A 24,539-nucleotide genomic window follows, 5' to 3' on the forward strand; every position below is an offset into this window, starting at 1 on the left:
CGCTTGACCGCGCCACCGCCGCGCCCGCAATATGCATGCCTTTCCGTTTTTCCCCTGAATATATGCAACTTGAACCCGCAAACCCGCACCGCTTCTGCGTGGCGCCGATGCTCGACTGGACGACGCCGGAATGCCGCGCCTTACACCGTCTTTTTTCCCGTCACGCTTTTTTGTACAGCGAGATGGTGACGAGCGGCGCCCTGATCTTCGGCGACGTACCGCGCCACCTGCATCATGCGGCAGATGCCCCCTGCGCCCTGCAACTCGGCGGCGGCGAGCCGGAAGCGCTGGCGCATGCTTGTGAAATCGCGCTGCCCTACGGCTATCAGGAAATCAACCTGAACGTCGGCTGCCCCAGCGACCGCGTGCAGCACAACCGCATCGGCGCCTGCCTGATGAATGACGCGCCGCTGGTCGCCGAATGCCTAGCGGTGATGCAAGCGGCGGCGGGCGCGGTACCGGTCACGGTCAAGCACCGTCTCGCCATTGACGAGCAGGACGAACGCAGCGTCTTCGCTTTTGTCGAGACGCTGGCAGCGCGCAGCCCCTGCCGCGTTTTCATCATCCACGCGCGCAAAGCGTGGTTGCAGGGCCTCAGCCCGAAGGACAACCGCGACGTGCCGCCGCTCAACTATCCGCTGGTATATGAGGTCAAGCGACGCTTTCCGGAGCTGACCATCATCATTAACGGCGGTATCACCACGCTCGCCGAATGCCGCGCCCATTTGCAGGCGGTGGACGGGGTGATGCTGGGCCGCGCCGCCTATCAGAATCCTGAACTGCTGCTGGCCGTGGACGAACTCTACGGTGCTCCCGCCCGCACCCTTGCCGAGGTGCTGCCTGCCATTCGCAGCCTGCTGGTTGAAGCATTGGGGCGTGGCGAAATGCTCGCGCACTACACGCGCCACTTGCTCGGCCTTTTCCCCGGCGTACGCGGCGCAAAACAATACCGCCGCATCCTCAGCGAAGAAGCACGCGCGGCGGAAGCGGGGATAGCGGTGTTTGACCGCGCGCTGGCAGCCGTGGGGATGGCGGGATAAGCGGCGCAAATCCGGGTTTTATCCCGCTTGCCCTCCCGCTATGATTACCGCATGAAGACACCAGGCCATGACCGCTACGAGCAGCACTTCGCCCGTGCCCTGCACTACCTGCAAACCCATTACAACAGCGACATCAACCTGCACCACATCGCCGCCGCAGCGGGGATGTCGTCGTGGCACTGGCATCGTCTCTATCACAGCGTGATGGGTGAGACCCTGCACGACACCCTGAAATGGATGCGTCTACACCGCGCCGCCTGGCTGCTCTGCCATACCGACAAAAGCATCGCCGATATTGCCCTCGCCTGCGGCTATCGCGGTAACGCCCAATCCTTCACCCGCATTTTCCGCCGCGATTACGGCCTCAGCCCGCTCGATTACCGCCACCGCCCAGCACCGGATTACGCTGTCAACATCGAGGAACTCGCGCCTGTCCCCGTCGTCATGATCGAACACCGCGAGCAAGACAGCCAGCGCTTGGGCAACGCCTTCCTGCATCTCAATAGCTTGCTGCGCCTGCGTGGCTGGCAGGATGACGGCACCACGCGCGCCTTTTCCATCCACTATCCGCCGCACACCACCGCCTATCTGCCGCAACTGGCCAAGTTCAATATCAAAACAGCCGGTATGCGCTACGCCGCACTGTCCCTCCCCTTGCTGCAACTCGCTGTACCACCACTGCAAAGCGGTGTGATTGCGGGCGGACGCTACGCCGTGTTGCAACATTACGGTGCCTATGCCGACCTTGATACCGCTTCCGACTGGTTCCTCGACTGGTTTCGCCGCAACGGCCTGACCATCGCCGCCGCGCCCGTGATACTGGAATATCTTGACATGCAATGCTGCGACACCAGCCCCGCTCAAACCCGCGTCAACATCTGCGTGCCGCTGGCGTGAAGGCGTGAACAGTAGCGCTTGCCGCTCCGACCGGCGGCAAGGCGCAATAGTCGTTTCAAACAGGACTGAGCCAACACCGTATCAGTTCTATTTGGAACGACTATACAATGCCGTCAAACCCATCCGGAGATACCCCCCATGAAACTCTACACCAGCACCACCTCCCCCTACGCCCGCATGGTCATGCTCGCCGCCCTCGCGCGCGGCATGGACGAACTGCAACTCGCCTATGTGGATCCGTGGACGACCCCGGCCGAACTCACCGCCATCAACCCGCTTTCGCAAGTGCCGACGCTCATTGCCGACAACGGCACCATCATCACCAACAGCCCGCTCATCCTTGACTACCTCTTCGACCACCCCTTCCGGGGTGCGCAGCAAGCGGCGCTGGCGGGCTACGGCTACGAACTGCTTGACCAGGTCGTAAAAGCCTACTCACTCGCCCGCTTCCAGCCGGAAAACACCCCGGCACACCCGCATATCGCGCGCGCCCGTGATGCGGTTGCGCGGGGCCTCGCCCACTGCCCGCCGCTTGATCCGGCCAGTAATGAAGTCGCCACCCACGTTCTCGGCATGGCGCTTTCCTACGCCGAACTGCGCCACGGCGACCTCTACCGCGCCCATCTCGGCGCTGCCAACCAGCAAGCGTTTGCCGCCTACTGCGAACGCCCCGATGTGCGCGCCGTCGCCATTGCCCAACTGGAGCAGCATCCTGCCAGCATTGGCGAACTGCGCCGCGCAGTGTCATAAACCCCTACCGGAAACACCTGATGAAACTCTACCTCAGCACCACCTCGCCCTACGCCCGCCTCGCCCTTATCGCGGCCCTGCGCAGCGGCAAAAACGACCTGCAACTGCAATTCGTCCTGCCCTGGGAAGACCCGGCGGCACTGCTCGCGGTCAACCCGTTCAGCCAAATCCCGGCGCTACACTGCGACGACGGCCACCTCATCACCGAAAGCCTCATCATCATGCAGTACCTGGATGACCGTGTCCTGCGCGGCGGCGGCACCTGCGCCCGCGCCGGCTGGGGCATCGCCGCCATCAACCAGACTGTGCGCGCCTTTGCCCTCAACATGCACCAGCCGCCGGGCAGCATCTCGCATCCGCACATCGCGCGCAGCCGCGCCGCCCTTACCCGCGCCCTGCCGCTCGCACCGCAGCTTGATGCGTCCAGCGAAGACTGGGGGCACCTCATCCTCGGCGTGGCGCTGAACTACATCCGCATGCGCCTGCCCGACATCTACGATGCCCACATCACGCCGGACAACCGCCGCGCCGTGGATACCTTCCTGCAACGCGACTTCATGCAGAAAACCGACACCGCACAACTGCAAAAACTGCCCGCCCGCGTCGCCGACCTTTGAGGCGACACAAAAAAGCCGCTGTTCACAGCGGCTTTTTCATGCACGGCATCTCTACCCTGCTACTTCTTGCAGCGCCTGCAACACCTCCGCCACGTGTCCCGCCACCTTCACCTTGCGCCATTCGCGTACCACGGCGCCCTGCGGGTTCAGCAAAAAAGTACTGCGCTCAATGCCCATATAGGTTTTGCCGTAGTTCTTCTTTTCCTTGATAACGTCGAAGGCTTGGCATAGCACCTCGTCGGGATCACTGACAAGCGGGAATGGCAAGGCCTCTTTCGTGCGGAACTTATCGTGCGCAGCAAGACTGTCGCGCGAGACGCCGACGATCTCCGCGCCCAGCGCACGGAAAGCATCGTAGTGATCGCGGAAGTCCTGCGCCTCGCTGGTACAGCCCGGCGTCGCGTCTTTCGGATAGAAATACAGCACCGTCCAGCGGCCCTGAAAAGAGGCTGTGGAAAAAACCTCGCCACCGCTTGCGGCGAGGTGGAAATCTTGCGGAATATTCATACGTTAACCCTTTGTGGATAGCCTGTGGTGCGCTTGATTTTAGCACTGTGAAGCGCATACCATGACCGCCTCATTTACTGCAGGAAACCCCATGTTTAGAGGCTCCATTGTCGCCCTGGTCACCCCGATGCTGGATAACGGCAACATTGACTGGGCGCGGCTCTCCCAACTGGTCGAATGGCATGTCGCAAGCGGTACCGATGCCATTGTCGCCGTCGGCACCACCGGTGAATCCGCCACCCTCAATCCCGCCGAACACAAAGCCGTCATCCGCTATACCGTCGAAAAAGCGGCGGGACGCATTCCCGTCATCGCCGGCGCCGGCGGTAACGCCACCGCCGAGGCTGTCGAACTCGCGCTTGCCGCCTACGAAGCGGGCTGCGCCGCCACCATGCAAGTCGTCCCCTACTACAACAAACCGCCGCAACGCGGCCTCTACGCCCATTTCAAGGCCATCGCCGAAGCGGTGCCGATGCCACATCTGCTTTACAACGTCCCCGGCCGTACCTCCTGCGATCTCTTACCAGAAACCGTCCGTGAACTTGCCGCTATCGACAACATCGTCGGCATCAAAGAAGCGAGCACCATGCAGCGCATGCAGGAACTGCACGCCGTCTGCCCGCAAGATTTCACCCTGCTCTGTGGTGAGGACAACCTCGCAGCAGAAGCGATGTGCAATGGTCTCGTCAGCGGCGTCGTATCCGTAACTGCCAACCTCGCTCCGGACATGATGCACGCCATGACCGCTGCGGCGCTGGCCGGCGAACACGAACGCTGCTACGCGCTGAATGACCGCCTGAAAGACCTGCACGAAGCGATGTTCTACGAATGCAACCCGCTGCCGGTGAAATGGGCGCTCACCCGCCTCGGCAAAATCAACGGCGGCATCCGCCTGCCGCTGGTGCCGCTTGCGCCGGATGTCCAGGAACGCGTCGAAGCCGCCCTGCGCCGCGCTGCCCTTCTATAACAAGATCCATCCATAAGAGGACCCCGTGAAAACCCACATATTCATCACTCTCGGCTCCGCCTTCGCCCTCGTCGCATGCTCCAGCGCCGGCAATCTCACCGACAAACTGCCCGATCGCCGCCCCGACTACCGGCAAAGCAACGTCAGCCGTACACTGGAAATCCCGCCCGACCTCAGCCGCAGCACCGTGGATGACCAAATGACCGTACCGGGACTAAACCCGGGCGCCGTTGCCAGTTACCAGGCCTACAACGAAGACAACATCGTGCGCAACCAGCGCGGCTACATTGAGGTCCTGCCACAACTCTACGGCGTACAAGTCATCGAACAGCCCGGCACCCTGCCTTACATCCGTGTCGCCGCCGATACCTCAACCGTTTGGGCAGCCGTCAAAAAATACTTCGAGAACAATGGCATCCGCCTTAAAACTCAGGAACCCGCTATCGGCCTGATGGAAACCGACTGGCTGGAGAACCTGTCCGACCTGCCGCGTACCGGTTTCAGCGGCCTGCTCAACAGCATCATCAGCCTCACCCACGACAGCGGCACCCGCGACCGCTACCGCATCCGCTTCGCCCGCGAAAGCGATAACACCACCAGCGTCACCCTCGTGTACAGCCAGGCCGAAGAAAAAGCCGTGCGCGACCGCCAGGGTAAAGAAGCACAGGGTTACCGCTGGCAGACCTCGGATAACGACAACCCTGAAATGCAGCTGGAAATGACGCGCCGCGTTGCCCTCTTTGTCTCGGCTGAATTGCGTCGTCAACAACAAATCGCGCAGAACCCGGCAACGGGCGGCGGCGATATCACCAGCGCCCGTGCCACCCTGACCACCGCTGACGGCCAAACTGCTCTCGCCATCTCCGGCAGCTACGCGCAAGCCTGGCGCATCCTCGGCATTGGTCTTGATAAAGCCAGCTTCGCCCTGGAAAAACAGGACTACAACAGCGGCACCTACCAGGTGCAATACCAGCCGCAAAGCGCTGAAGGCCAGGACAAACAGGGCTTCTGGTCGCGCCTGTGGGGCGGCAAGAAAAAGGCAGACAAAGCGAACGCGCCACGCTACCGCATCCGCCTCGCCGACCAGGGCAACCAAAGCATCGCCGTCGTGCAAACCCTTGACGGCAAACCCGTGCCGGAAAACGAAGCGAAAGCGCTGCTCGAAACTGTACAAAGTGCGCTGTGAAGCCCCGCACCGCCCCCAAAAAAAAAAGCCCCTCGCCAGGGGCTTTTTACTGAATGGATGCGGGGAAAACCTGCAACCACGCAGCTTGGCGCGCCTAGGATGGATTTCAGTCCATCCAGCGGGGACAGCCTGCTTTTGTATTTCAGGCAAGTGCACATCACTTGGCGGACCCGGCATTGACGCCGCTTGGTAGACCCAGTATTTACACCACTTTGACGGATTTTTATCGTGCACGCGGAGACATTGGGCGATAGCGCAAGAAATGGCAGTGGCTATTCCTCATCGCCATTTTTGTTGCCAAAGAAGAAGGCAAAATCCCATGGCGATTTCTACCCTTTTTGCGATAGCAAGCGCACGTCTTTTGCCATGTCTTTATCGGAAAAGAAAGAACTGAAAAAACCGCCTGATAGCGTTATCTAATGACTATAACCTTGGTATATTAATTTCTGATTGCCGTTTGTTAAAGATGCCGATATGCTTGCGTTATCTTCCACCACAAAAACAGAGGGAAATAACCATGGGTAAATATATCGGTCTAGCCGTTTCACTGGTACCTGTGCTGGCCATCGCTGCAGATAGCGACAGATTGCTGGACAGCGCTTCCAACACGACGCTGTACGGCTCCATCGAGCAGGGAATAAAGGTTGGCGACCTCAACAAGGACGACAAGACGCGCGCCGAGTATTTAAGCGACCACGTCCGCCTAGGTATTCGCGGTGAGGAAGCGCTGAATAATGGCTTGCAGGCCTTTTTCAATTTCCATTTTTCCCATGAGGAGAAAGACGGCAGCAGCGGGCTGAACGGCGTGCGCGAAGCGCATGTCGGCTTGAAAGGCAGCTTCGGAAAATTGACGCTGGGGCGGCAAAAAACCTCCTGGAAAACAACCGTCGGTAAGGCAGTATTCGACGAATTGACGCCGGGTATTGAGCGCATGAGCAAGATGATCCGCTACGATCTCGACAATATTGCCGGTTCCGGTTTCCATATTTCCTTGGACGGCGTGCTGGACGGCAGTCATGAGGTCATTGCCAATGGTAAAACGCGGGCCTTTAATGCCTATGACGCCGCCGCTGGTTATCAGGGGCGCAATTTCTATGTTGGGGTTGGTTATCAGCGCACCAGTGTGGATGCCATCGAAACCAAACTGGGCGGAAAAACAAATGAACTCATTGGCGCTTCTGTCAGTTATACGCCTTATGAAAACAAAGACCGCGAGCAATCACTAACATTGGCGCTGGATTATCACCACCATGCCAGTTTCGGTGAATATTTTGCCGCTTCCGCCGATTATGCTTTCGGGCGACAAAAAGTACGCGCCGGTTGGGAAATGCTGGATTATGACAAGCAAAAAGATTTGAGTCTCTACCACTTGGGCTACCGCTATTATTTCAGCCCGCGCACGTATTCGGAATTGAAAGGTTTTTACCGTAAACACGGTAGTGATGACGGTTATGTGACGAAATTGATGCTGCATCACGATTTTTAATAAAAAAATCGGGATCAGCGACGAAAAATGGGGCATATGCCCCATTTTTTGTTATGGCAGCCGGCTTTTGGTGGGCCCGGTATTGACTGGCAAGTTTTTGTCGTGTCCGCAGGGCAGTCGCTTTATTCCGCCAGCAGCCGCTCAATAATGTAGCCCGCCATCATGATGCCGAACAACGCAGGCATGTAGGAGATAGTGCCGTTAACCGCGCGGGCACGCCCCGGTGTGCCGCTCACCGGCTGGTGCGGCAGCGGTTTGCGCGGTACTTCGTCGGAGAAGATGACGGGGTAATCAAGGCTACCGCCCCGCCCGCGCAGGATGCGGCGCATTTCCCGCGCCAGCGGGCAGCCGACGGTATCGGCGAGCGGCAGAATGTGGACGTGGCGCACGTCGAGGCGGTTGCCTGCGCCCATTGCCGAGATGACGTTGATGCCGCGCTGTTGTGCGGCATGGACGAGTGCCGCCTTGCAACCGATGGAATCAATGCAGTCGGCGAGGAAATCAAGCGCGTACGGCGCAAGGAAGGCTTCGCCCTGACTGGGATGGAGGAAACGTTCTGCGATGGTGATGCGCAGTTCCGGGTTGATGTCACGCAGGCGTTCGGCCATGACGGCGGTCTTGGCGCGGCCGAGGGTGCTGTGCAGGGCGGGCAGCTGGCGGTTGAGGTTGGAGGGCGCGATGACGTCGTGATCAAGCAGGATGAGGTGGCCGACGCCGGCACGGGCGACGGCTTCGGCGCAGTAGCCGCCCACACCGCCGAGGCCGGCGACGAGGACGGTTTTGCCGTGCAGGCGGCGGATGCCATCCGTACCAACGAGGATTTCAGTGCGGGCGTGGGGGGTGGTCATGGGATTCCTTAATTTACCGGCAGACTGATGCCGGTCAGTTTTTTGTAGAGGGAAACGGCGTAGCTGTCGGTCATACCGGCGATGTAATCGCAAACACCGAGCAGTTTTTGGTAGAGGCTGTCGCGGCTTTTACGGAAACGTTCCGGCAGTAGCGCCAGTAGCATCTGGTCGGCGCGGGTGATGTTGTCACGGCCATGGGTGTTGGCGATGGCCTGGCAGTAGATGCCCATGAGGCCGGTCAGCACGCGGTGTCCGGCGATTTGTACTTCGACGACCGGGCGGCTGATATAGATGTATTTTTCCGCATAGTCGCGCAGGGCGCGCAGTTTTTCGATGGAGGGAATGTCTTTCAGAAGCGGCGCGTCACGACTGCCCGCCAGCAGCGCGTTTTCGTTGTCCTGGAAGACGGCGACGGTTTCGTGCACCAGGCGGCCAATGGCTTTGGCACGGAGGTACGCGAGCTGGTCACTTTTGCTTTCCATGCCGTTGAAACGCGGTTCGTCCACCATGTCGCCGGCGAGGTCGGCGAGCAGTTCGAGGGCGCGGCGGTGGTCAATTTGCCGGATTTGATAGGCGTCTTCGATGTCCACGATGAGGTAGCAGATGTCGTCAGCGGCTTCCATCAGATAGGAGAGCGGGTGGCGGTACCAGGCCTGACCGCTGTCGCCGCGCGGCGGGATGCCGAGGGTGGTGTAGAGGGAGGCGAAGTCGGTGAGGTCATCCTGATAGACGCCGTTTTTCTTGTACGGACTGCGGTAGGCGGTCGCCGGATATTTGCTGGCAGCAGCAAGGGTGGCGGCAGTGAGGCGCAGGCCGCCGTGGTTATCCGGGCTTTCGAGACGGTTCATGATGCGGAAGGCGTGTGCGTTGCCTTCAATGTTGAGCAGGTCGGCGCGCTGCGCGTCGTTGTCGAGGCGGTCGAGAATACTCGCAGCGTCAGGGCTGGCGAAATAGTCGCGCATCGCCTGTTCGCCGAAGTGGCCAAAGGGCGGGTTGCCGATATCATGCGCCAAGCAGGCGGCAGCTACGATGTCGCCAATGTCGGCGGCATGGATACCGTGCGCAGCAAGTTCGGGATTTTCCGCGACGAGGCGGGTACCGATGCTGCTGCCGAGACTGCGTCCGACGCAGGAGACTTCCAGCGAATGGGTGAGTCGGGTGCGGACGTAGTCGTTTTTTTCCAGCGGGAAGACCTGGGTTTTGTCTTTCATGCGGCGGAAAGCAGCAGAGAAAATGAGGCGGTCGCCGTCGCGCTGGAAATCGGAGCGGACGGAAGGTTCCGGGCAGGCAGCTTGGCCGATGCGGTAAGTAGAGAGGAGCTGAATCCAGTTCATAGCGGCGGTTAGTGGGGGAAAGACCGGATTTTAGCATTTCCCCCACAAGCGGCGGTGCGGCTGTTTTTGCACGCATCGCGGCTATAATCGGCTTTCCCTGTCCAAATGAGGTCTTTATGAAAACGTTCCTGCAATCCTGTTTCCGCTTCGGCATCATCCTGACTATCGCCGGTTTCGGTGTCGCTTTTTTCCTGCGACTCGCCGATTTGATGCTGGCGTTTGTCCTGCTCGCACTGGCGGCAGTGTATCTCGGCTGGTCGGTGTGGACGGCGAACAAGTCTTCCGGCTATGACCATCCTAAACAGTGCTTTGGCGACATCATGGGCGATATCACCGCTTACACACTGCTGATGGTAGCGCTATTTGTCTGGCTGGTACTGCCGCGCTATATGCAGCTGCCGGTTCGCGAGGAGCAATATTGGATTCTCACCGCATTTCTCGGCGTAATGATTGCGGTCACGCTGGTGGAGCTGGTGATTACTGTGCACACCTGCCTGATTGCAATGTGGCGGCAGAATCCGGTGACGATTACCCGTTAAGCGGGTAAAGAAAAAGCCCGTCAGTACGACGGGCTTTGATGTTCTGGTAGGCACAATTGGACTCGAACCAACGACCCCCACCATGTCAAGGTGGTGCTCTAACCAACTGAGCTATGCGCCTAGGTGAGGAGCGCATTATAGGGAGTTCAATAATGATTGCAAGCGCTTTGTGCATAAGGGAGAAAAACATCAGGGAAAAGCACGTAAGCATATGGCGCCGCTATTGAATTCGCCGCATGGCGCCAGTATAATTCGCCGTCTTTGACAGCGGGCAGAATCTGTTCGCGCATGAATTTTTTGGAGAACAACATGTTTGCAGTTATTGAAACCGGCGGTAAACAGTACAAAGTCAAACCCGGTCAACGCCTGAAAGTAGAAACCCTGCCGGGTGAAGCAGGCGACAGCATCGCTTTCGACAAAGTACTGCTCATTGCCAGTGGTGATGACAATGTCAGCGTTGGCGCGCCCTATCTGGAAGGTAAAACCGTCAGCGCCAAGATCGTCGAACACGGTCGCCACAAGAAAATCAAGATCATCAAATTCCGCCGTCGCAAGCACCATATGAAACGCATGGGGCACCGTCAGAACTACACTGAAGTGGTCATTGACGCAATCGACGGTCAACAATAAGGAGTAAAAGACTATGGCACACAAAAAAGCGGGCGGTTCCAGCCGCAACGGTCGCGATTCCAAATCCAAACGCCTCGGCATCAAACGCTACGGTGGTGAATTTGTCAGCGCCGGTTCCATTCTGGTTCGCCAACGTGGCACCCCGTTCAATGCCGGTGAAAACGTCGGTGTCGGGCGCGATCACACCCTGTTCGCCACTGCGACCGGTACCGTTATGTTCAGCAAACGCGGACCGCAAAAGCGTCGCTACGTCAGTGTTGTTGCCGAAGCAGCAGAAGCCTGAATTAACACGCGTTTTGCCGCAAGCCCTGCATCATGCGGGGCTTTTTTATTGCCGACGGCGCCGACGGACAAACGGCTATACAATAAAAACAGACACACAGAGGAATCCCCATGAAATTCGTAGATGAAGCACGCATATATGTACGCGCTGGCAAAGGCGGCAACGGCATCGTCAGCTTCCGCCGGGAAAAATACATCCCCTTCGGCGGGCCGGACGGCGGCGATGGCGGCGACGGCGGCAGCGTTTACCTGGTCGCCCAGGAAGGCATCAACACCCTCGCTGATTTCCGCTACAACCGCAGCTATCAGGCGGAAAGTGGCAAGGCAGGGGAAGGGCGCAACAAGCGCGGCAGCAGCGGCGCAGACCTCATCGTGCCGGTACCGGTCGGCACACAAGTTTTTGTGGACGAGACTGACGAACTCATCGGCGATTTGACGGTTGACGGACAGCGTCTGCTGGTCGCGCAAGGCGGCTATCACGGCCTCGGTAATACCCGCTACAAAAGCTCGACCAACCGCGCTCCGCGTCAATGCAAACCCGGCAGCGAAGGCGAAGAACGCTATCTGCGTCTCGAATTGAAATTGCTTGCCGATGTCGGCCTGCTCGGCATGCCGAACGCGGGCAAATCCACCCTCATCAGCCGCGTCTCCGCCGCCCGCCCGAAGATCGCCGACTACCCCTTCACCACGCTGCACCCCAACCTCGGCGTCGTCCGCGTCGGTATGCTGCAAAGCTTCGTCATGGCGGATATTCCCGGTCTGATAGAAGGTGCGGCGGAAGGCGCCGGCCTCGGCCACCAGTTCCTGCGTCACCTCGCACGCACCCGTCTGCTCTTGCACGTCCTTGACTGCTCACCGCTCAGCGACTCGCAAAACCCGGTGCGCGATTTCGAGCAGGTCAGCTTGGAACTCGCCAAATACGATGCCGTTTTTGCCGATAAACCGCGCTGGCTGGTGCTGAACAAAATGGATACGCTGACCGCCGAAGACGGCGCGGCGCTGGAACAAAACGTCACCACCGCCATCGGCTGGCAGGGGCCTGTGTACCGCATCTCGGCAGAAACCGGCATGGGCACCGAACAGCTATGCCACGACATCATGCAGGCGCTGGAACGGATGGACGAAGAAGCCGATTACCACTAATCCAGACCACCCCGCTACCAACTGCCACCCCGGCGCCGCCGCTCTTCCGCGACAAATGCTGCCGCCCACACCTCGCGTTTCACCTGCGCCGCCGCAGCGGCAAATTCTCCTTTATCAATGACCACATCCACGCACCACAGACGCGGCAAAAACGCAGGTGCGCGCGGATTCACCTCCTGCAAGGCACAGGCAAACATCCAGGACAACAGACCATTGCCACTATTACAGCACGGCGGGGGTGGTACACGCCGCTCGCCAACCGCTTCCAACCAGCCCGGCTGGTTAAACAGCGCCAGCCACAACTGTTGCACATAACGCGACGGCTGCGGCAGCGGCGCGCCATAGCGGCGGCGGATCATCAGCCAGTCGCGCAAAGCCTCGACCAGCAGCGCACGCTGCTCCGCGTCGAGGACAACGCCTTTGAGCAGGGCGTCCTTCCATACCGCTTCCGGAACCGTGACTCGCGCCAGCCGCTGCAAGGCTGTATCCGACCGCCCGCCGCGCAGCAATCGCGACAGCCACCATGCTGCCACCACAACCCAGCCCGTCGCCAGCCAGCGTCCGAACGTCCAGCCCTCGCCAAGCCAAATTGCCAGCAGCAACACCGCCGCTATAAAACATATTCCGGCCAGACGGATATCCGGCGCCGTTCCCTGCGGCCGCTGCGCGGCAAACTGACGCGGCGCGGACAATCCCAATAACGCATTCATCACCGTTCCCTCTATCACAAACCCTCCCCATCATATCCCGCCCGCCGGGCAAATTCCTGTCGCCGCAGGAGAAAAAAACCACCCGGCACGCTGTGCTACACTTCCCGCCGCTAACCCCGATAACATCCAGTAATACCATGATAAATATGGATAAAAAACTCGTCCTCTTCGACCGCGATGGCGTCCTCAACGAAGCCGGACGCATCACCCGCCCCGAAGAACTGCGCCTCCTCTCCAATGCCCTGCGCGGTATCGCCCGCCTCACCCAGGCCGGCATCCGCGTCGGCATCTGCACCAACCAGGGCGGCATTGCGCACGGCGCCCTTGATGAAGCCGCACTCGCCCGTATTCACGACAAACTGCGGCTCGTCGCGCGTGAATTTGGCGGCCACATTGACCGCATCGTCCACTGCGCGAGCGCCGACAGCGACCACCCCCTGCGCAAACCCAACCCCGGCATGCTGCTTGACCAGGCGCGCCATTTCGGCCTGGCCGACCTCAACGGCGTCCCCTTCGTCGGCGATAACCTCGTCGACGTGCAGGCGGCGCAAGCGGCGGGCGCCGTCCCCGTCCTTGTCCGCACCGGCCACGGCAAAAATACCGCGCACAAACACCGCGCCGCCCTGCGCGATGTCCTCAGCTACCCCAACGTCGAAACCGCCGTCAACCACTGGCTCAAGGAGGCCGCCTGATGAACATCCTGCGCACCTGGCTCTTCAAAATCCTCTTCGTCCCCGCCACCGTCCTCTGGTCGGCCTTCATCGTCTGCCTTATCGTCCTGCCCTTCCCGCTGCGCCTGCGCCTTGCCTTCGGCTGGGGCTACACCACCATCTGGCTGGCGCGCCTCATCGTCGGCATCAAGTGGCAAATCCACGGCCTCGACAAAATGCCGCAAGGTGCCTGCGTCCTCATGGTGAACCACCAGTCCACTTGGGAAACCGCCTTCCTGCCCCACCTCAAACTGCGCCAGGTGTGGGTGCTGAAAAAAGAACTGATGATGCTGCCCTTCTTCGGCTGGGCGCTGGCGGTGCTGCGCCCTGTGCCGATTGACCGCAAACAGAAGCGCCGCGCGATGCAGCAAGTCATCGCAGAAGGACGGCAGCGCATTGAGTCGGGCTACAGCGTCATCCTTTTCCCCGAAGGCACGCGCGCGCCGGCGGACGCGCCGCTACCTTTCAAACTCGGCGCCGCTCGGCTTGCCGCCGCCCTTGGCGTCCCGGCCGTGCCGGTTGCGCACAACGCCGGACAATTCTGGCCGAAACGCGGCCTGATGCACCCCGGCACCGTGCACGTCGTCGTCGGCGACCCCATCGACCCCCACGGCAAAACCCCGGCGGAAATCAACGCCATCGCCGAAACCTGGATTAACGACACCCGCGCCCGCCTCGTCGCCGCCGAAAAAAACCGACGCGGAGCAGCCTGATGGCCGATTTCGAACAACAAGAAGAACGCCTGCGCCAGCCGCCGCATTCGCAGGATGCCGAACAGGCCGTGCTGGCGGGCGTGCTGCTCGATGCCAACATGTGGGACAAAGTCACCGGACGGGTGAGCGTGCCCGACTTCTACAACCGCGCGCACCAGCTCATCTACAAGGCGATAGAAACCGTCGCCACGCGCAACCAGGAAGCGCTGGACGTCGTCACCGTCGCTGATGCCCTGCGCGAAGCGGGCGAACTCGACAACTGTGGCGGCACGGCCTACCTCGCCAGCCTCGCCGACGCCTACGGCAGCGCGCAAAACGTCGCCGCCTACGCCGACATCGTGCGCGAAGCCTCCATCCTGCGCGCCCTTTTAAAAAGCAGCGGTGAAATCGCACAAAGCGTGTACCAGCCCGAAGGCCGCAGTGCCGCGCAACTGCTGGACAGCGCCGAACAGCGCGTCTTCGACATCAAAAACCAATACCAGCAACACAAAGAAGACGGCTTCCACCCAATCAAAAACGTCCTCGCCGACACCGTGCAATACCTGCAAGAAGTCAGCCAGCGCGGCAGCGACGTCATCGGCATCCCCACCGGCTTCAAAGACCTCGACAAAATGACCGCCGGCATGCAGGCGGGCGACCTCATCATCATCGCCGGCCGCCCCTCGATGGGGAAAACCACCTTCGCCATGAACATCGCCGAAGCCGTCGCTATCGGTGCCAAACAGCCCGTTGCCGTCTTCTCGCTGGAAATGCCCGCGCGGGCGCTGGTGCTGCGCATGATGTCCTCGCTGGGCAACATTGACCAGTCACAACTGCGCAAAGGCGACATCAAGGGCAACGATACGCGCGGCAAACTGGCGCTCGCTGTCAGCCAGCTGCAAAACGCGCCGCTCTACATCGACGACGGCTCGAACCTCACCATCACCGAACTGCGCGCGCGGGTGCGCCGCCTGAAAAGCGAAGTTGGCGCGCTCGGCCTCGTCCTCGTTGACTACCTGCAACTCATGCAACTGCCGGACAGCCGCGACGACAACCGCGCCTCGCTCATCGGCGAAATCTCGCGCGGCCTGAAACTGCTCGCCAAAGAAATGGAGGTGCCCGTCATCGCCCTCTCCCAGCTCTCGCGCCAGGTCGAACACCGCCCGAACAAACGCCCGATCATGTCGGACATCCGCGAATCCGGCGCCATCGAACAGGACGCCGACGTCATCATGTTTGTCTACCGCGACGAAGTCTATAACCCCGACTCGCCGGAAAAAGGCATCGCCGAAATCGTCATCGGCAAACAAAGAAACGGCCCTATCGGCACCGTCAAACTCAGCTTCCTCGGCCAGTACCTCAAATTCGGCGATCTTGCCCAGGGCTACTCGGAAGGCTTCGACGAATGATGCCCGCCAAGCGGCGTAAATACTGACTTCTCGTGCAGGGTAGGTCTTCCCCCCACCATGTCGGAGGTGCAGGAACATTTGCGGCGGGCTAAAGCCCGCGCCTTTTTCGCCGCCGTCCGCGCAAAAAATTTGCATAATAAACAAGCCGTCACGAGTGGCGGCACCCACCCCCACCACAGGAGTACCCATGCAACTCACCAACGCCCTCATCCGTCTCGGCTCCACCGCCAGGGACAAAACGGACGCCATCCGCCAGGTCGCGACCCTACTTGCTGAAAACGGCAAAGTCGAGCCCGCCTATGTGGACGGCATGCTCGCGCGAGAAGCCCAGGAAAACACCTATCTCGGCAACGGCGTCGCTATCCCGCACGGCACACCGCAAAGCCGCGATCTCATCAAGGAAACCGCCATCGCCGTGCTGCAAGTGCCGGACGGCGTTGATTGGGAAGACGACGAACCCGCCTACCTCATCGTCGGCATCGCTGCCGGCGATAACGAACACCTCGGCGTGCTGAAACGCCTCAGTACCGTCGTCGGCGACGAAGACGTCGCGGCGCGGCTCGCCAAAACCACCGATCCCGACGACATCCGCGAAACCCTGTCCTCCGTCGCTGCCGACGCCGCACCCGCCGCTGCCGCCCCCGCAAGCGGCAAATACATCATCGGCATCACCTCCTGCCCGACCGGCGTCGCCCACACCTACATGGCGCAGGAAGCCCTGGAAATCGGCGCACGCGCCCTGGGGCACGAAGTCAAAATCGAAACCCAGGGCAGTGTCGGCGCTGCGAACGTACTCACGCCGCAAGACATCGCCCGCGCCGATGTCGTCATCATCGCCGCCGATACCAACGTTGACCCCGCCCGCTTCGCCGGCAAACGCCTCTACCGCACCGGCACCAAAGCGGCCATCAACGATGCCGCCAAAGTCATCAATACCGCCTTCAGCGAAGCGCCCGTCTTCGCCGCCGACAGCGCCGCTGCCGCAGCGGGCGACGCCAAACCGGAACGCAGCGGCGTGTACAAACACCTGATGACCGGCGTCTCCTACATGCTGCCCTTCGTCGTCGCCGGCGGTCTGCTGATCGCCCTCGGCTTCGCCTTCGCCTCCTTCCAGTTCGGCGAAAAAGGCATCTTCATCTACGAAGATGCTTACAAAGGCACCTTCGCCGCCAACCTCTTCTGGGCGGGCAAAGCCGCGTTCGAGCTCTTCATTCCCGTCCTCGGCGGCTACATCGCCTATTCCATCGCCGGACGGCCAGGCATCGCGCCGGGTATGGTCGGCGCGCTCATTGCCAACCAGATTGGCGCCGGCTTTTTGGGCGCGATACTGGCGGGCTTCATGGCCGGCTATCTCGTCGCCTTCCTCGCCAAAACCATCAAACTGCCACGCGAACTGGAAAGCCTGAAACCGATGATCATCCTGCCACTCCTCGGCACGGCCATCGTCGCCCTCATGATGTATTACGTCGTCGGCAAACCCGTCGGCAGCCTCATGGCCGCGCTGACCGCCTGGCTGGAAACCCAGCAAAACGCCAAAGGCTTCGCCGCCTTCCTCCTCGGTGGCCTGCTCGGCGGCATGATGGCGCTCGACATGGGCGGCCCGGTGAACAAAGCCGCCTACACCGTCTCCACCGCCCTCATCGGCAGCAACATTTTCTTCCCGATGGCCGCGACCATGGCCGCCGGCATGACCCCGCCGCTCGCCATCTTCTGCGCGACGCTGCTCTTCAAAAACCGCTTCACCGTCGAAGAACGCGAAGCCGGCAAAGCCGCCGGCATCCTCGGCCTGTCCTTCATCACCGAAGGCGCGATCCCCTTTGCCGCAAAAGATCCGCTGCGCGTCATCCCGGCACTGGTCATCGGTTCGGCAGTCACGGGCGCCCTCAGCGTCGCCTTCGGCTGCGGCCTGCATGCCCCGCACGGCGGCGTGTTCGTCCTCTTCATCCCGAACGCGGTTGACCACGTCCTGCTCTACGCCGTTGCCATCCTCGCCGGCACCGCCGTCAGCACCGCCTGCCTCGGCCTCTTCAAAAAACGCCTTACCGCTTAAATCACAACCGCAGGGCGGCCTACCGCCCTGCCTTACCCCGCCTGGAAATCCCATGAAAAACACCTGCCTGCTCCTCACCGCCTTCGCCAGCCTCCTCACCGCCTGCGACCAACCTACGACGCCCAAAGCGAACAACACTCCTGCCGTCAAAATAGAAAACACCGCTACCACAAGCGACAAACCCGCCGCCAAAGCGGAAGACACCGCAGCCGCAAGCGATAAACCCGCCGCCCAAGCGGAAAACGCCGCTGCCACAGGCGATAAACCCGCCGCCAAAGCGGAAAACGCCGCTGCCGCAAGCGACAAACCTGCCGCCAAAGCGGAGAGCGCTGCCGGCGACAACAAAACTGACACTGCACCACCCGCCACCCCGCCCACCTTCAAAACCGCCGCCGAAGCCCTGCCGTACCTCGAAAGCCTCCTGCCCTACGACATCGCCGACAGTAGTTTCCGCAGCGTCCGCCTCGACAACAACACCTACACCTTCACCGCCGTCATCAAAGGCGTGGAAGACGCCGCCGCCTTCCAGGCCGGACACGACATGGCCGCACTGCAAACCGCCTACCGCAAAGGCAGCCTGCCCTACCTCTGCACGCAAGAACCGCTGGCGACCCTGTGGGCGAAGAAAAAAATCCGCAATATCCACCTCGATTATCAGGATGAACACGGCAGCCCCATCATGCAAAACGACATCGATGCCGCCGCCTGCACTGATGTCGAAGCCCCGGCAACCCCGATTACCCCGAAACCCGTGTCCGCAGCGGCGGGCTGAATGCCAAAGCGCAGGACGGGATTCGCAAAGGCAGGGCCCGTCAAGTGGCGTCCTCATCAACCCATCACCCCGACACCCTCCATAACCTCATGAAAAAAACGCTCTTCCTCCTCACCTTGCCTCTTGCCGCCTACGCCGCCGACACCGCCGTTCCCGCCGATGCTGACCTGCAACACTACCTGGATAGCGCCCAGGCAGGCGACCACCTCACCCTCGCGCCCGCCACCTATCACGGCAACTTCGTGGTCAACACCCCCATTACCCTGAGCGGCAGCACGACGGGCGAGACCGTCCTCGACGGCGGCGGCAAAGGCAAAGTGCTGCACATCAAGGCGCCGGACAGCACCATCGAACACCTCACCGTGCAGCATTCCGGCAGCAGCCTCTTTGACATGGACGCCGGCATCTTCGCTGACAGGGGCGCGCACAACATCCGCATCCACCACAACCACGCCCGCGACAACCTCTTCGGCATCTACGTCTGGGGACCGGAAAAAGGCATTGTCGAACACAACACCATCACCGGCCAGGCGACAGGTCGCGTCAATGACCGGGGCAACGGCATCCAGCTCTGGAAAAGCCTGCATACCGTCATCCGCAACAACACCATCAGCGGCGGGCGCGACGGCATCTACGTCACCAACAGCAAATACAACCTCTTTGAAAATAACACCATCAGCGGCATCCGCTTCGGCATCCACTACATGTACACCGAAGACAGCGAAGTGAAAAACAACCACCTCTCCGACCTCGAATCCGCCTACGTCATCATGTTCTCGAACCGCATCACCGTGCGCGACAACGAAAGCGACAACAGCCGCGAGCACGGCCTCATGCTCAACGCCGTCAACCAGTCGGAAATCAGTGGCAACCGCATCAAGGGTGCCAACAAATGCGTCTTCCTCTACAACGCCAACCAGAATGGCTTCCACCACAACCACTTCAGTAACTGCGCCATCGGCGTGCATTCCACCGCCGGTTCAACGGACAGCCGCATCCACGACAACGCCTACATTGGCAACCAGACCCAAGTCATGTACGTCGGCACCCGCCACATCGAATGGTCAAACGACGAGCACGGCAACTACTGGAGCGACAACAGCGCCTTCGACCTGAACGGCGACGGCATCGCCGACATGCCCTACCGCCCGAACAATATCCTCGACCAAGTGCTGTGGCGCGCGCCGAACGCGAAAATCCTCATCAACAGCCCGGCGGCACAACTGCTCAAATACGCTCAACAACAATTCCCCGCCATCCACCCCGGCGGCGTGGTGGACAGCCACCCGCTGATGAGCCCGCCGACGGTCACACCATAAATAACCACCAGGCGCGGCAAACGAACAGCACAGTAGCCACCCATGCCTCACTTCACCCCCGACCTCGCCAATCCGCACAGCTGTGGCTGGCCGTCGCCATCAGCGTTTTGCGCAGTGACTACGCCGCCAGCCGCACCACCTATTTTGCCCCTGCCTCGTCTGCGACCCGCAGGGGCTGACCATCTATGCCCGCGGCAGCAGCATCCAGCAAGGTGTAACGGACAAAACGGGTGCTTTTGAGACTATTCCTTCGCAAAATAAGCCTTTATAAACCGTACCTTATTCTCCTTTTTTAGCCCGTGATGGCACTTCAAAAGCCGCTTCATGTCGCCGAATTTCCCTTCCAGCAGGTGGGTCGTGTTCGGGATGTTCAGCTCAGGAAAATCCTCAATAGGTAAACAGCCATCGTTGTCAGCCAGTCATGCAGGTTCGTTGCGGGGTTGCGCAAGTCGCTTTCGTGACCGCTTTGGCAAGATGGCGGCGGATGGTTTTGAGCCGCAAAAAGGGCGTTTTTTGTCTTCAAAGGCTTTCAACTCCTGAAAGCCTTGCAGCGTAAGGGTTACAGTGTTTTTTAGCACCCGTTTTGTCCATTACGCCCGAGATTATCGCCCCTGCGCTCCTGGAAGGGATGTTTAAGCTGCCAACACAGGAATTATTGGAGTTTATGACACTGGAAGAGATAAGGGGGCCGCATGGGTTGTTCGGGGTGGAGATGGGGAGATACCTATGGTCAAGCGGCGTAAATACTGGATCTACCAAGTGATGCCGTTACGCACCGCGCGGCGGGAAATCCAGCTCGCCATAGTCGTGGGCGGCGGTGTGGCGCAGGGCAGTAACAACCCAGTCGCCCGCCTGTTGTACGGCGTCTTGTAGCGGTTTACCAGCAAGCAGGGCAGCGGTGAGCGCAGCGTGGAAAGCGTCACCGGTGCCTTTAACGTCGCTCGCGATGCGCGGATGGCGGGTGACGGCAACGTTGTCACGGGTGACGATGAGGTTGGCGATGTGATCGGCGTCGCTGCCGGGGCTGCTGGTGACGACGACGGTATGCAGCCGTTCGCCGAGCAGGCGGCGCGCGGCGGCGACGGTTTCCGCCTCACGCTGCGGGGCGGTGCCGCTCAGGTAGCCGAGTTCGTAGTGGTTTGGGGTGATGAGGTCGGCACAGGCGGCGAGGCGTTCGCGGTAGCAGGCGGCGAGTTCGGGGCGGACGTAGAGGCCGCAGTTGTCGTCGCCCAGGACAGGGTCGATGCCGATGTGAATGGCAGGAATGCGTGCTTTCAGGGCGTCAAGCCAGTCGGCAAGCAGCATCGCCTGTTCGGTGCTGCCAAGGTAGCCGAGGATGACGGCGCGGGTGCTTGCCAGCGCGCGGCGGCGGTCAAGGTCGGCGAGGTAGCCCGCGAACCAGTCGGCGGGGATGGCGCCACCGTGGATGGTGTCGTAGTGCGGGGTGTTGGAGAAGAGGACGGTCGGCACGGCAGCGGCGGTGAGACCGTGCGCGGCGAGTGTCGGCAGGGCGGCATTGTTGCCGACGGTGCCATAGACGACTTGCGACTGGATGCTGATGACATCAAGCGGTAGCGGGTTGCGGGAAGCGTAGTCAAGGGACATGAGGTTTCCTTTGTGAGTGGGGTTATCAGTATGCCGGTTTGGGGAGGATTTTCACCAGCGGCGCGACGGTGATGAGGCTGACAGCATCCGCCGCCAGGGTCACGGGGGTGGCAATGACGGCGGCGGCCAGGCCGGGGAGGTTAGTTTTGTACCCTTCGAGTTGCAGGTGCAGGGTGCGGTTGATGGGGAGGGTGCTGTCGGCAGCGGGCAGTTGCGTCGGTGCAGGGTAGTAGGTGCCGGAGATGAGGCGTTCCAGCAGGTATTCACCGTGTTCACCAGGCTCAACGTTGCCCATGCGCTTGAGCAGGGCAAGGTCGGCGGCGCTGGGGCGGTAGGCGAGGCGGAACAAGGTGACGAAGCTGTTTTTTGCCGCATCATCGATGATGATGACCGGGTTTTCACCGATGAGGTAGAAGGGGGTACTGAGGTCGGCAGTGAGGTATTTGACGAGGCGGTCATTGCTGGCTTTGTCGGCGACGTACCAGTTTTTTTCGCCGACAAGGATGAGGGTGCCCGCCGGGATGCCGCCCCCCGCTTGCCGTGTGACGCGCAAGGTGAGGAGGCGGTCTGTGCCGATGTCGGTGTAGGTGGGGGTGCGGCGGGGGACGCTCTGCCAGAGGTTGCTGGTGCAGCCGCCGTGTGCAAGGACAAAGACGGCGAGCAGGGCGGGGGTATAGCGCAGTTTCATGGTTCGCACTTCTGAATGGTTTGGGGGCGGGAAGCCGGGCTTTATCCCGCTTGACGGTTGAGGATGACTCAATGCCCTCCCGGTACCAGTCCCGGCCAGTATTCGCTGTCCGGGGTGCGGCGTGCGCCGAAGATGGCCTGGCCGACGCGCACGGTGGTCGCGCCTTCGGCGATGGCCAGTTCAAAGTCGCCGGACATGCCCATGGAGAGTTCGGCAACGGCAGGGTTTTGTTGTTGCAGGCAATCGCGCAGTTCGCGCAGGCGGATGAAGCAGCGGCGCACCGCGTCTTTGTCGTCGGAAAAGAGGGCGAGGGTCATGAGGCCGCGCAGGCGCAGGCTGTTGTACTGCGGCAGGGCGCGGATGAAGGCTTCTGCTTCGTCGGGGGCGATACCGTATTTTTGCGGCTCGTCCGAGGTGTTGACCTGCACGAAGACATCCAGGCGGCGTCCTTCCTGTTGCAGACGGCGGTCAAGGCTCTCGGCTATTTCCAGGCTGTCCAGCGCCTGAAATTCGGTAGCAAAGCGGGCGACGTATTTGACCTTGTTGCTTTGCAGGTGGCCGATAACGGCCCAGTTGAGGCCATCCAGATCCGCCAGCGCCTGCCATTTGTCGTAGGCTTCCTGCACTTTGTTTTCGCCGAGCAGGCGGATGCCCGCTTCATAGGCGTAATGCAGGCGTTCGGCGGGCACGGTTTTGCTGACGGGTAACAGGCGCACACTGGCCGCATCACGTCCGCAGGCGGCGCAGGCGGCGGCGATGCGGGCGTTAATGTGGGCGAGGTTGGCGGTGATTTCGGCGGCGGTGGTCGCTTGCGGGTAGAGCGGGGCGGGCATGGTCAGGCCTTTTTCACAAATTCGGATTTGAGCATCATGCCGCCGAAGCCGTCGATTTTGCAGTCAATGTTGTGGTCGGCGCCGGGGATGACACGGATGTTTTTTACTTTGGTGCCCTGCTTGATGCTCTGGCTGCTGCCTTTCGGTTTCAGCGCCTTGATGAGGACGACGGTGTCGCCGTCGGCAAGCGGTGTACCGTTGGCATCCAGCACTTGATCGTCGTCGTGGGTAGCGGCGGTCTCGCCGTCCTGCCATTCAAAGGCGCATTCGGGGCAGATGTTGCTGGTGCCGTCGTGGTAGGCATAGTCGCAGCCGCATTGCGGGCAGATGATGTTGCTCATGGTGGGTTCCCTTCTGTCTTTGTGGATGAAGCGGGCGATTTTAGCCGCTTTATCCACGTTACGCGGCATTGGCGTCATAGCAAGGCAGCGTTATAATAGGCAACAGATGTTAACTTTTGTGGAAAAAAGAGGATTTATGCAAAGTTTGGGTGAATTTATCGTAATGCGGCAGGCGGAATACCCGCAGGCCAGCGGCGAACTGAGCGGTATCTTGTCCGCCTTGCGTCTTGCCGCCAAGGTACTGCACCGCGATATCAACCGCGCCGGCCTCGTCAATGACATCCTCGGTGAAGCAGGCTCAGAAAACGTGCAGGGCGAGGCGCAGAAGAAACTCGATATTTTCGCCCACCAGAAAATCAAGGCTGCCTTCATGGCGCGCGACAATGTCGCCGGCTTCGCCTCGGAAGAAGAAGAAGACTTCGTCGCCTTCCTCAGCGAGAAAAACAAGAACGCCAAATACGTCGTCCTCACCGACCCGCTTGACGGCTCGTCCAATATTGACGTCAACGTCGCCGTCGGCACCATCTTTTCCATCTACCGCCGCGTGACACCCGTCGGCACGCCGGTCACGCTCGAAGACTTCCTGCAACCGGGCAACAAACAGGTCGCCGCCGGTTACATCGTCTATGGCTCCTCGACCATGCTGGTGTACACCACCGGTAACGGCGTCAACGGCTTCACTTATGATCCCTCACTCGGCATCTTCTGCCTCTCGCACGAAAACATCCGCATCCCCGAAAATGGCAGCATGTATTCCATCAACGAAGGGCAGTACCTCAAATTCCCACTCGGCGTGAAAAAATACATCAAATACTGCCAGGAACTCGACAGCGCTACCAAGCGCCCCTACACCTCGCGCTACATCGGCTCGCTCGTCGCCGATTTCCACCGCAACATGCTCAAAGGCGGCATCTATATGTACCCATCCGGCAGCAGCTACCCCAACGGCAAGCTGCGCCTGAACTACGAAGCGAACCCGATAGCGTTCCTCGCCGAACAGGCGGGCGGCAGTGCCACCAACGGCTACCAGCGTATCCTCGATATTCAGCCGACCACCCTGCACCAGCGTGTGCCGCTCTACGTCGGCTCGAAAAACATGGTCGGCAAAGTCATGGAGATGATCCGCGATAACCCCGACCCATGATGATGCCGGTCCGGCAATCCATCTGAGCGTATCTGCGCGT

General features: G+C 60.6%; 26 protein-coding genes and 1 tRNA gene. 18 read left to right on the plus strand and 9 right to left on the minus strand.

The window, feature by feature from the left end; all coding sequences use genetic code 11:
- Nucleotides 1–62 precede the first annotated feature (62 nt).
- From dusA to DY250_RS01375, 4 genes are all read left to right on the plus strand, one after another.
- Complete coding sequence (gene dusA / locus DY250_RS01360) at nt 63–1,040, plus strand: tRNA dihydrouridine(20/20a) synthase DusA (RefSeq protein ID WP_115612734.1); 978 nt, start codon at nt 63–65, stop codon at nt 1,038–1,040.
- Nucleotides 1,041–1,091: 51 nt separating this feature from the next.
- The gene (locus tag DY250_RS01365) at nt 1,092–1,937 is read left to right on the plus strand and encodes an AraC family transcriptional regulator (RefSeq protein ID WP_115610581.1); all 846 of its coding nucleotides are present in this window, start codon (nt 1,092–1,094) and stop codon (nt 1,935–1,937) included.
- Between the two features lie 138 nt (nt 1,938–2,075).
- Nucleotides 2,076–2,687 carry a glutathione S-transferase N-terminal domain-containing protein gene (locus DY250_RS01370; RefSeq protein WP_115610582.1) on the plus strand — a complete coding sequence of 204 codons (612 nt, stop codon included), beginning with the start codon at nt 2,076–2,078 and terminating at the stop codon, nt 2,685–2,687.
- A 20-nt stretch (nt 2,688–2,707) separates the two neighbouring features.
- Nucleotides 2,708–3,304 (plus strand): glutathione S-transferase N-terminal domain-containing protein, encoded by a 597-nt coding sequence (locus DY250_RS01375; protein ID WP_115610583.1) that lies wholly within the window; start codon nt 2,708–2,710, stop codon nt 3,302–3,304.
- Between the two features lie 51 nt (nt 3,305–3,355).
- On the opposite strand, the gene DY250_RS01380 is transcribed toward DY250_RS01375, so the two are convergent.
- On the minus strand, nt 3,356–3,811 hold the full coding sequence (locus DY250_RS01380; protein WP_115610584.1) for a peroxiredoxin: 456 nt from the start codon (nt 3,809–3,811) through the stop codon (nt 3,356–3,358).
- A gap of 91 nt (nt 3,812–3,902) precedes the next feature.
- Between DY250_RS01380 and dapA the strand changes: the two genes are divergently transcribed.
- The 3 genes from dapA to DY250_RS01395 all read left to right on the plus strand — a co-directional run bounded on the left by dapA (nt 3,903) and on the right by DY250_RS01395 (nt 7,450).
- Entirely contained in the window at nt 3,903–4,778 is an 876-nt protein-coding gene (gene dapA, locus DY250_RS01385) for a 4-hydroxy-tetrahydrodipicolinate synthase (RefSeq protein WP_115610585.1), read from the plus strand.
- Between the two features lie 25 nt (nt 4,779–4,803).
- A complete protein-coding gene (bamC, locus tag DY250_RS01390; protein ID WP_172542132.1) occupies nt 4,804–5,964 on the plus strand; it encodes an outer membrane protein assembly factor BamC in 1,161 nt (386 codons plus the stop codon).
- A 517-nt stretch (nt 5,965–6,481) separates the two neighbouring features.
- Complete coding sequence (locus DY250_RS01395) at nt 6,482–7,450, plus strand: porin (protein ID WP_115610586.1); 969 nt, start codon at nt 6,482–6,484, stop codon at nt 7,448–7,450.
- A gap of 122 nt (nt 7,451–7,572) precedes the next feature.
- Here DY250_RS01395 and DY250_RS01400 read toward each other — a convergent pair whose 3' ends face one another.
- On the minus strand, nt 7,573–8,298 hold the full coding sequence (locus DY250_RS01400) for a tRNA threonylcarbamoyladenosine dehydratase (protein WP_115610587.1): 726 nt from the start codon (nt 8,296–8,298) through the stop codon (nt 7,573–7,575).
- Between the two features lie 8 nt (nt 8,299–8,306).
- On the minus strand, nt 8,307–9,632 hold the full coding sequence (locus DY250_RS01405; protein ID WP_115610588.1) for a deoxyguanosinetriphosphate triphosphohydrolase: 1,326 nt from the start codon (nt 9,630–9,632) through the stop codon (nt 8,307–8,309).
- A 116-nt stretch (nt 9,633–9,748) separates the two neighbouring features.
- Between DY250_RS01405 and DY250_RS01410 the strand changes: the two genes are divergently transcribed.
- Complete coding sequence (locus tag DY250_RS01410) at nt 9,749–10,171, plus strand: hypothetical protein (RefSeq protein ID WP_115610589.1); 423 nt, start codon at nt 9,749–9,751, stop codon at nt 10,169–10,171.
- Nucleotides 10,172–10,215: 44 nt separating this feature from the next.
- Here DY250_RS01410 and DY250_RS01415 read toward each other — a convergent pair.
- Nucleotides 10,216–10,292, minus strand: a tRNA-Val gene (locus tag DY250_RS01415).
- Nucleotides 10,293–10,480: 188 nt separating this feature from the next.
- On the opposite strand from DY250_RS01415, the gene rplU reads away from it, so the two are divergent.
- From rplU to cgtA, 3 genes are all read left to right on the plus strand, one after another.
- On the plus strand, nt 10,481–10,801 hold the full coding sequence (gene rplU / locus DY250_RS01420) for a 50S ribosomal protein L21 (RefSeq protein ID WP_040388931.1): 321 nt from the start codon (nt 10,481–10,483) through the stop codon (nt 10,799–10,801).
- A gap of 13 nt (nt 10,802–10,814) precedes the next feature.
- On the plus strand, nt 10,815–11,084 hold the full coding sequence (rpmA, locus tag DY250_RS01425) for a 50S ribosomal protein L27 (protein ID WP_006984695.1): 270 nt from the start codon (nt 10,815–10,817) through the stop codon (nt 11,082–11,084).
- A gap of 110 nt (nt 11,085–11,194) precedes the next feature.
- Nucleotides 11,195–12,226 carry an Obg family GTPase CgtA gene (gene cgtA, locus DY250_RS01430; protein ID WP_115610590.1) on the plus strand — a complete coding sequence of 344 codons (1,032 nt, stop codon included), beginning with the start codon at nt 11,195–11,197 and terminating at the stop codon, nt 12,224–12,226.
- Nucleotides 12,227–12,240: 14 nt separating this feature from the next.
- Here the strand turns inward: cgtA and DY250_RS01435 are convergent, their stop codons facing one another.
- The gene (locus DY250_RS01435; RefSeq protein ID WP_245950988.1) at nt 12,241–12,936 is read right to left on the minus strand and encodes a hypothetical protein; all 696 of its coding nucleotides are present in this window, start codon (nt 12,934–12,936) and stop codon (nt 12,241–12,243) included.
- A gap of 137 nt (nt 12,937–13,073) precedes the next feature.
- Here DY250_RS01435 and DY250_RS01440 point away from each other — a divergent pair, with 137 nt between their 5' ends.
- From DY250_RS01440 to DY250_RS01470, 6 genes are all read left to right on the plus strand, one after another.
- Nucleotides 13,074–13,628 carry a D-glycero-alpha-D-manno-heptose-1,7-bisphosphate 7-phosphatase gene (locus tag DY250_RS01440; RefSeq protein ID WP_115610591.1) on the plus strand — a complete coding sequence of 185 codons (555 nt, stop codon included), beginning with the start codon at nt 13,074–13,076 and terminating at the stop codon, nt 13,626–13,628.
- Nucleotides 13,628–14,359 carry a lysophospholipid acyltransferase family protein gene (locus DY250_RS01445; RefSeq protein ID WP_115610592.1) on the plus strand — a complete coding sequence of 244 codons (732 nt, stop codon included), beginning with the start codon at nt 13,628–13,630 and terminating at the stop codon, nt 14,357–14,359. The genes DY250_RS01440 and DY250_RS01445 overlap by 1 nt, the downstream gene beginning before the upstream one ends.
- Nucleotides 14,359–15,747 (plus strand): replicative DNA helicase, encoded by a 1,389-nt coding sequence (gene dnaB / locus DY250_RS01450; protein WP_115610593.1) that lies wholly within the window; start codon nt 14,359–14,361, stop codon nt 15,745–15,747. The genes DY250_RS01445 and dnaB overlap by 1 nt, the downstream gene beginning before the upstream one ends.
- Before the next feature lie 187 nt (nt 15,748–15,934).
- A complete protein-coding gene (locus tag DY250_RS14830; protein WP_115610594.1) occupies nt 15,935–17,797 on the plus strand; it encodes a fructose-specific PTS transporter subunit EIIC in 1,863 nt (620 codons plus the stop codon).
- Between the two features lie 52 nt (nt 17,798–17,849).
- Nucleotides 17,850–18,569: a hypothetical protein gene (locus tag DY250_RS13570; protein ID WP_147293430.1), complete on the plus strand. Its 720-nt coding sequence runs from the start codon at nt 17,850–17,852 to the stop codon at nt 18,567–18,569.
- Nucleotides 18,570–18,658: 89 nt separating this feature from the next.
- The gene (locus DY250_RS01470; protein WP_115610597.1) at nt 18,659–19,888 is read left to right on the plus strand and encodes a nitrous oxide reductase family maturation protein NosD; all 1,230 of its coding nucleotides are present in this window, start codon (nt 18,659–18,661) and stop codon (nt 19,886–19,888) included.
- Between the two features lie 768 nt (nt 19,889–20,656).
- Here the strand turns inward: DY250_RS01470 and pdxK are convergent.
- The 4 genes from pdxK to DY250_RS01490 all read right to left on the minus strand — a co-directional run bounded on the left by pdxK (nt 20,657) and on the right by DY250_RS01490 (nt 23,355).
- Nucleotides 20,657–21,493: a pyridoxine/pyridoxal/pyridoxamine kinase gene (pdxK, locus tag DY250_RS01475; protein WP_115610598.1), complete on the minus strand. Its 837-nt coding sequence runs from the start codon at nt 21,491–21,493 to the stop codon at nt 20,657–20,659.
- Nucleotides 21,494–21,518: 25 nt separating this feature from the next.
- On the minus strand, nt 21,519–22,181 hold the full coding sequence (locus DY250_RS01480; RefSeq protein ID WP_115610599.1) for a hypothetical protein: 663 nt from the start codon (nt 22,179–22,181) through the stop codon (nt 21,519–21,521).
- A 68-nt stretch (nt 22,182–22,249) separates the two neighbouring features.
- Nucleotides 22,250–23,014, minus strand: a complete 765-nt coding sequence (locus DY250_RS01485; RefSeq protein WP_115610600.1) for a YggS family pyridoxal phosphate-dependent enzyme — start codon at nt 23,012–23,014, stop codon at nt 22,250–22,252.
- 2 nt (nt 23,015–23,016) lie between these two features.
- The gene (locus DY250_RS01490) at nt 23,017–23,355 is read right to left on the minus strand and encodes a zinc ribbon domain-containing protein YjdM (RefSeq protein WP_006984678.1); all 339 of its coding nucleotides are present in this window, start codon (nt 23,353–23,355) and stop codon (nt 23,017–23,019) included.
- Between the two features lie 136 nt (nt 23,356–23,491).
- On the opposite strand from DY250_RS01490, the gene fbp reads away from it, so the two are divergent.
- Nucleotides 23,492–24,499, plus strand: a complete 1,008-nt coding sequence (gene fbp, locus DY250_RS01495) for a class 1 fructose-bisphosphatase (RefSeq protein WP_115610601.1) — start codon at nt 23,492–23,494, stop codon at nt 24,497–24,499.
- Nucleotides 24,500–24,539 lie beyond the last annotated feature (40 nt).

Source organism: Cardiobacterium valvarum (genome assembly GCF_900460955.1).
Taxonomy (GTDB): Bacteria; Pseudomonadota; Gammaproteobacteria; order Cardiobacteriales; family Cardiobacteriaceae; genus Cardiobacterium; species Cardiobacterium valvarum.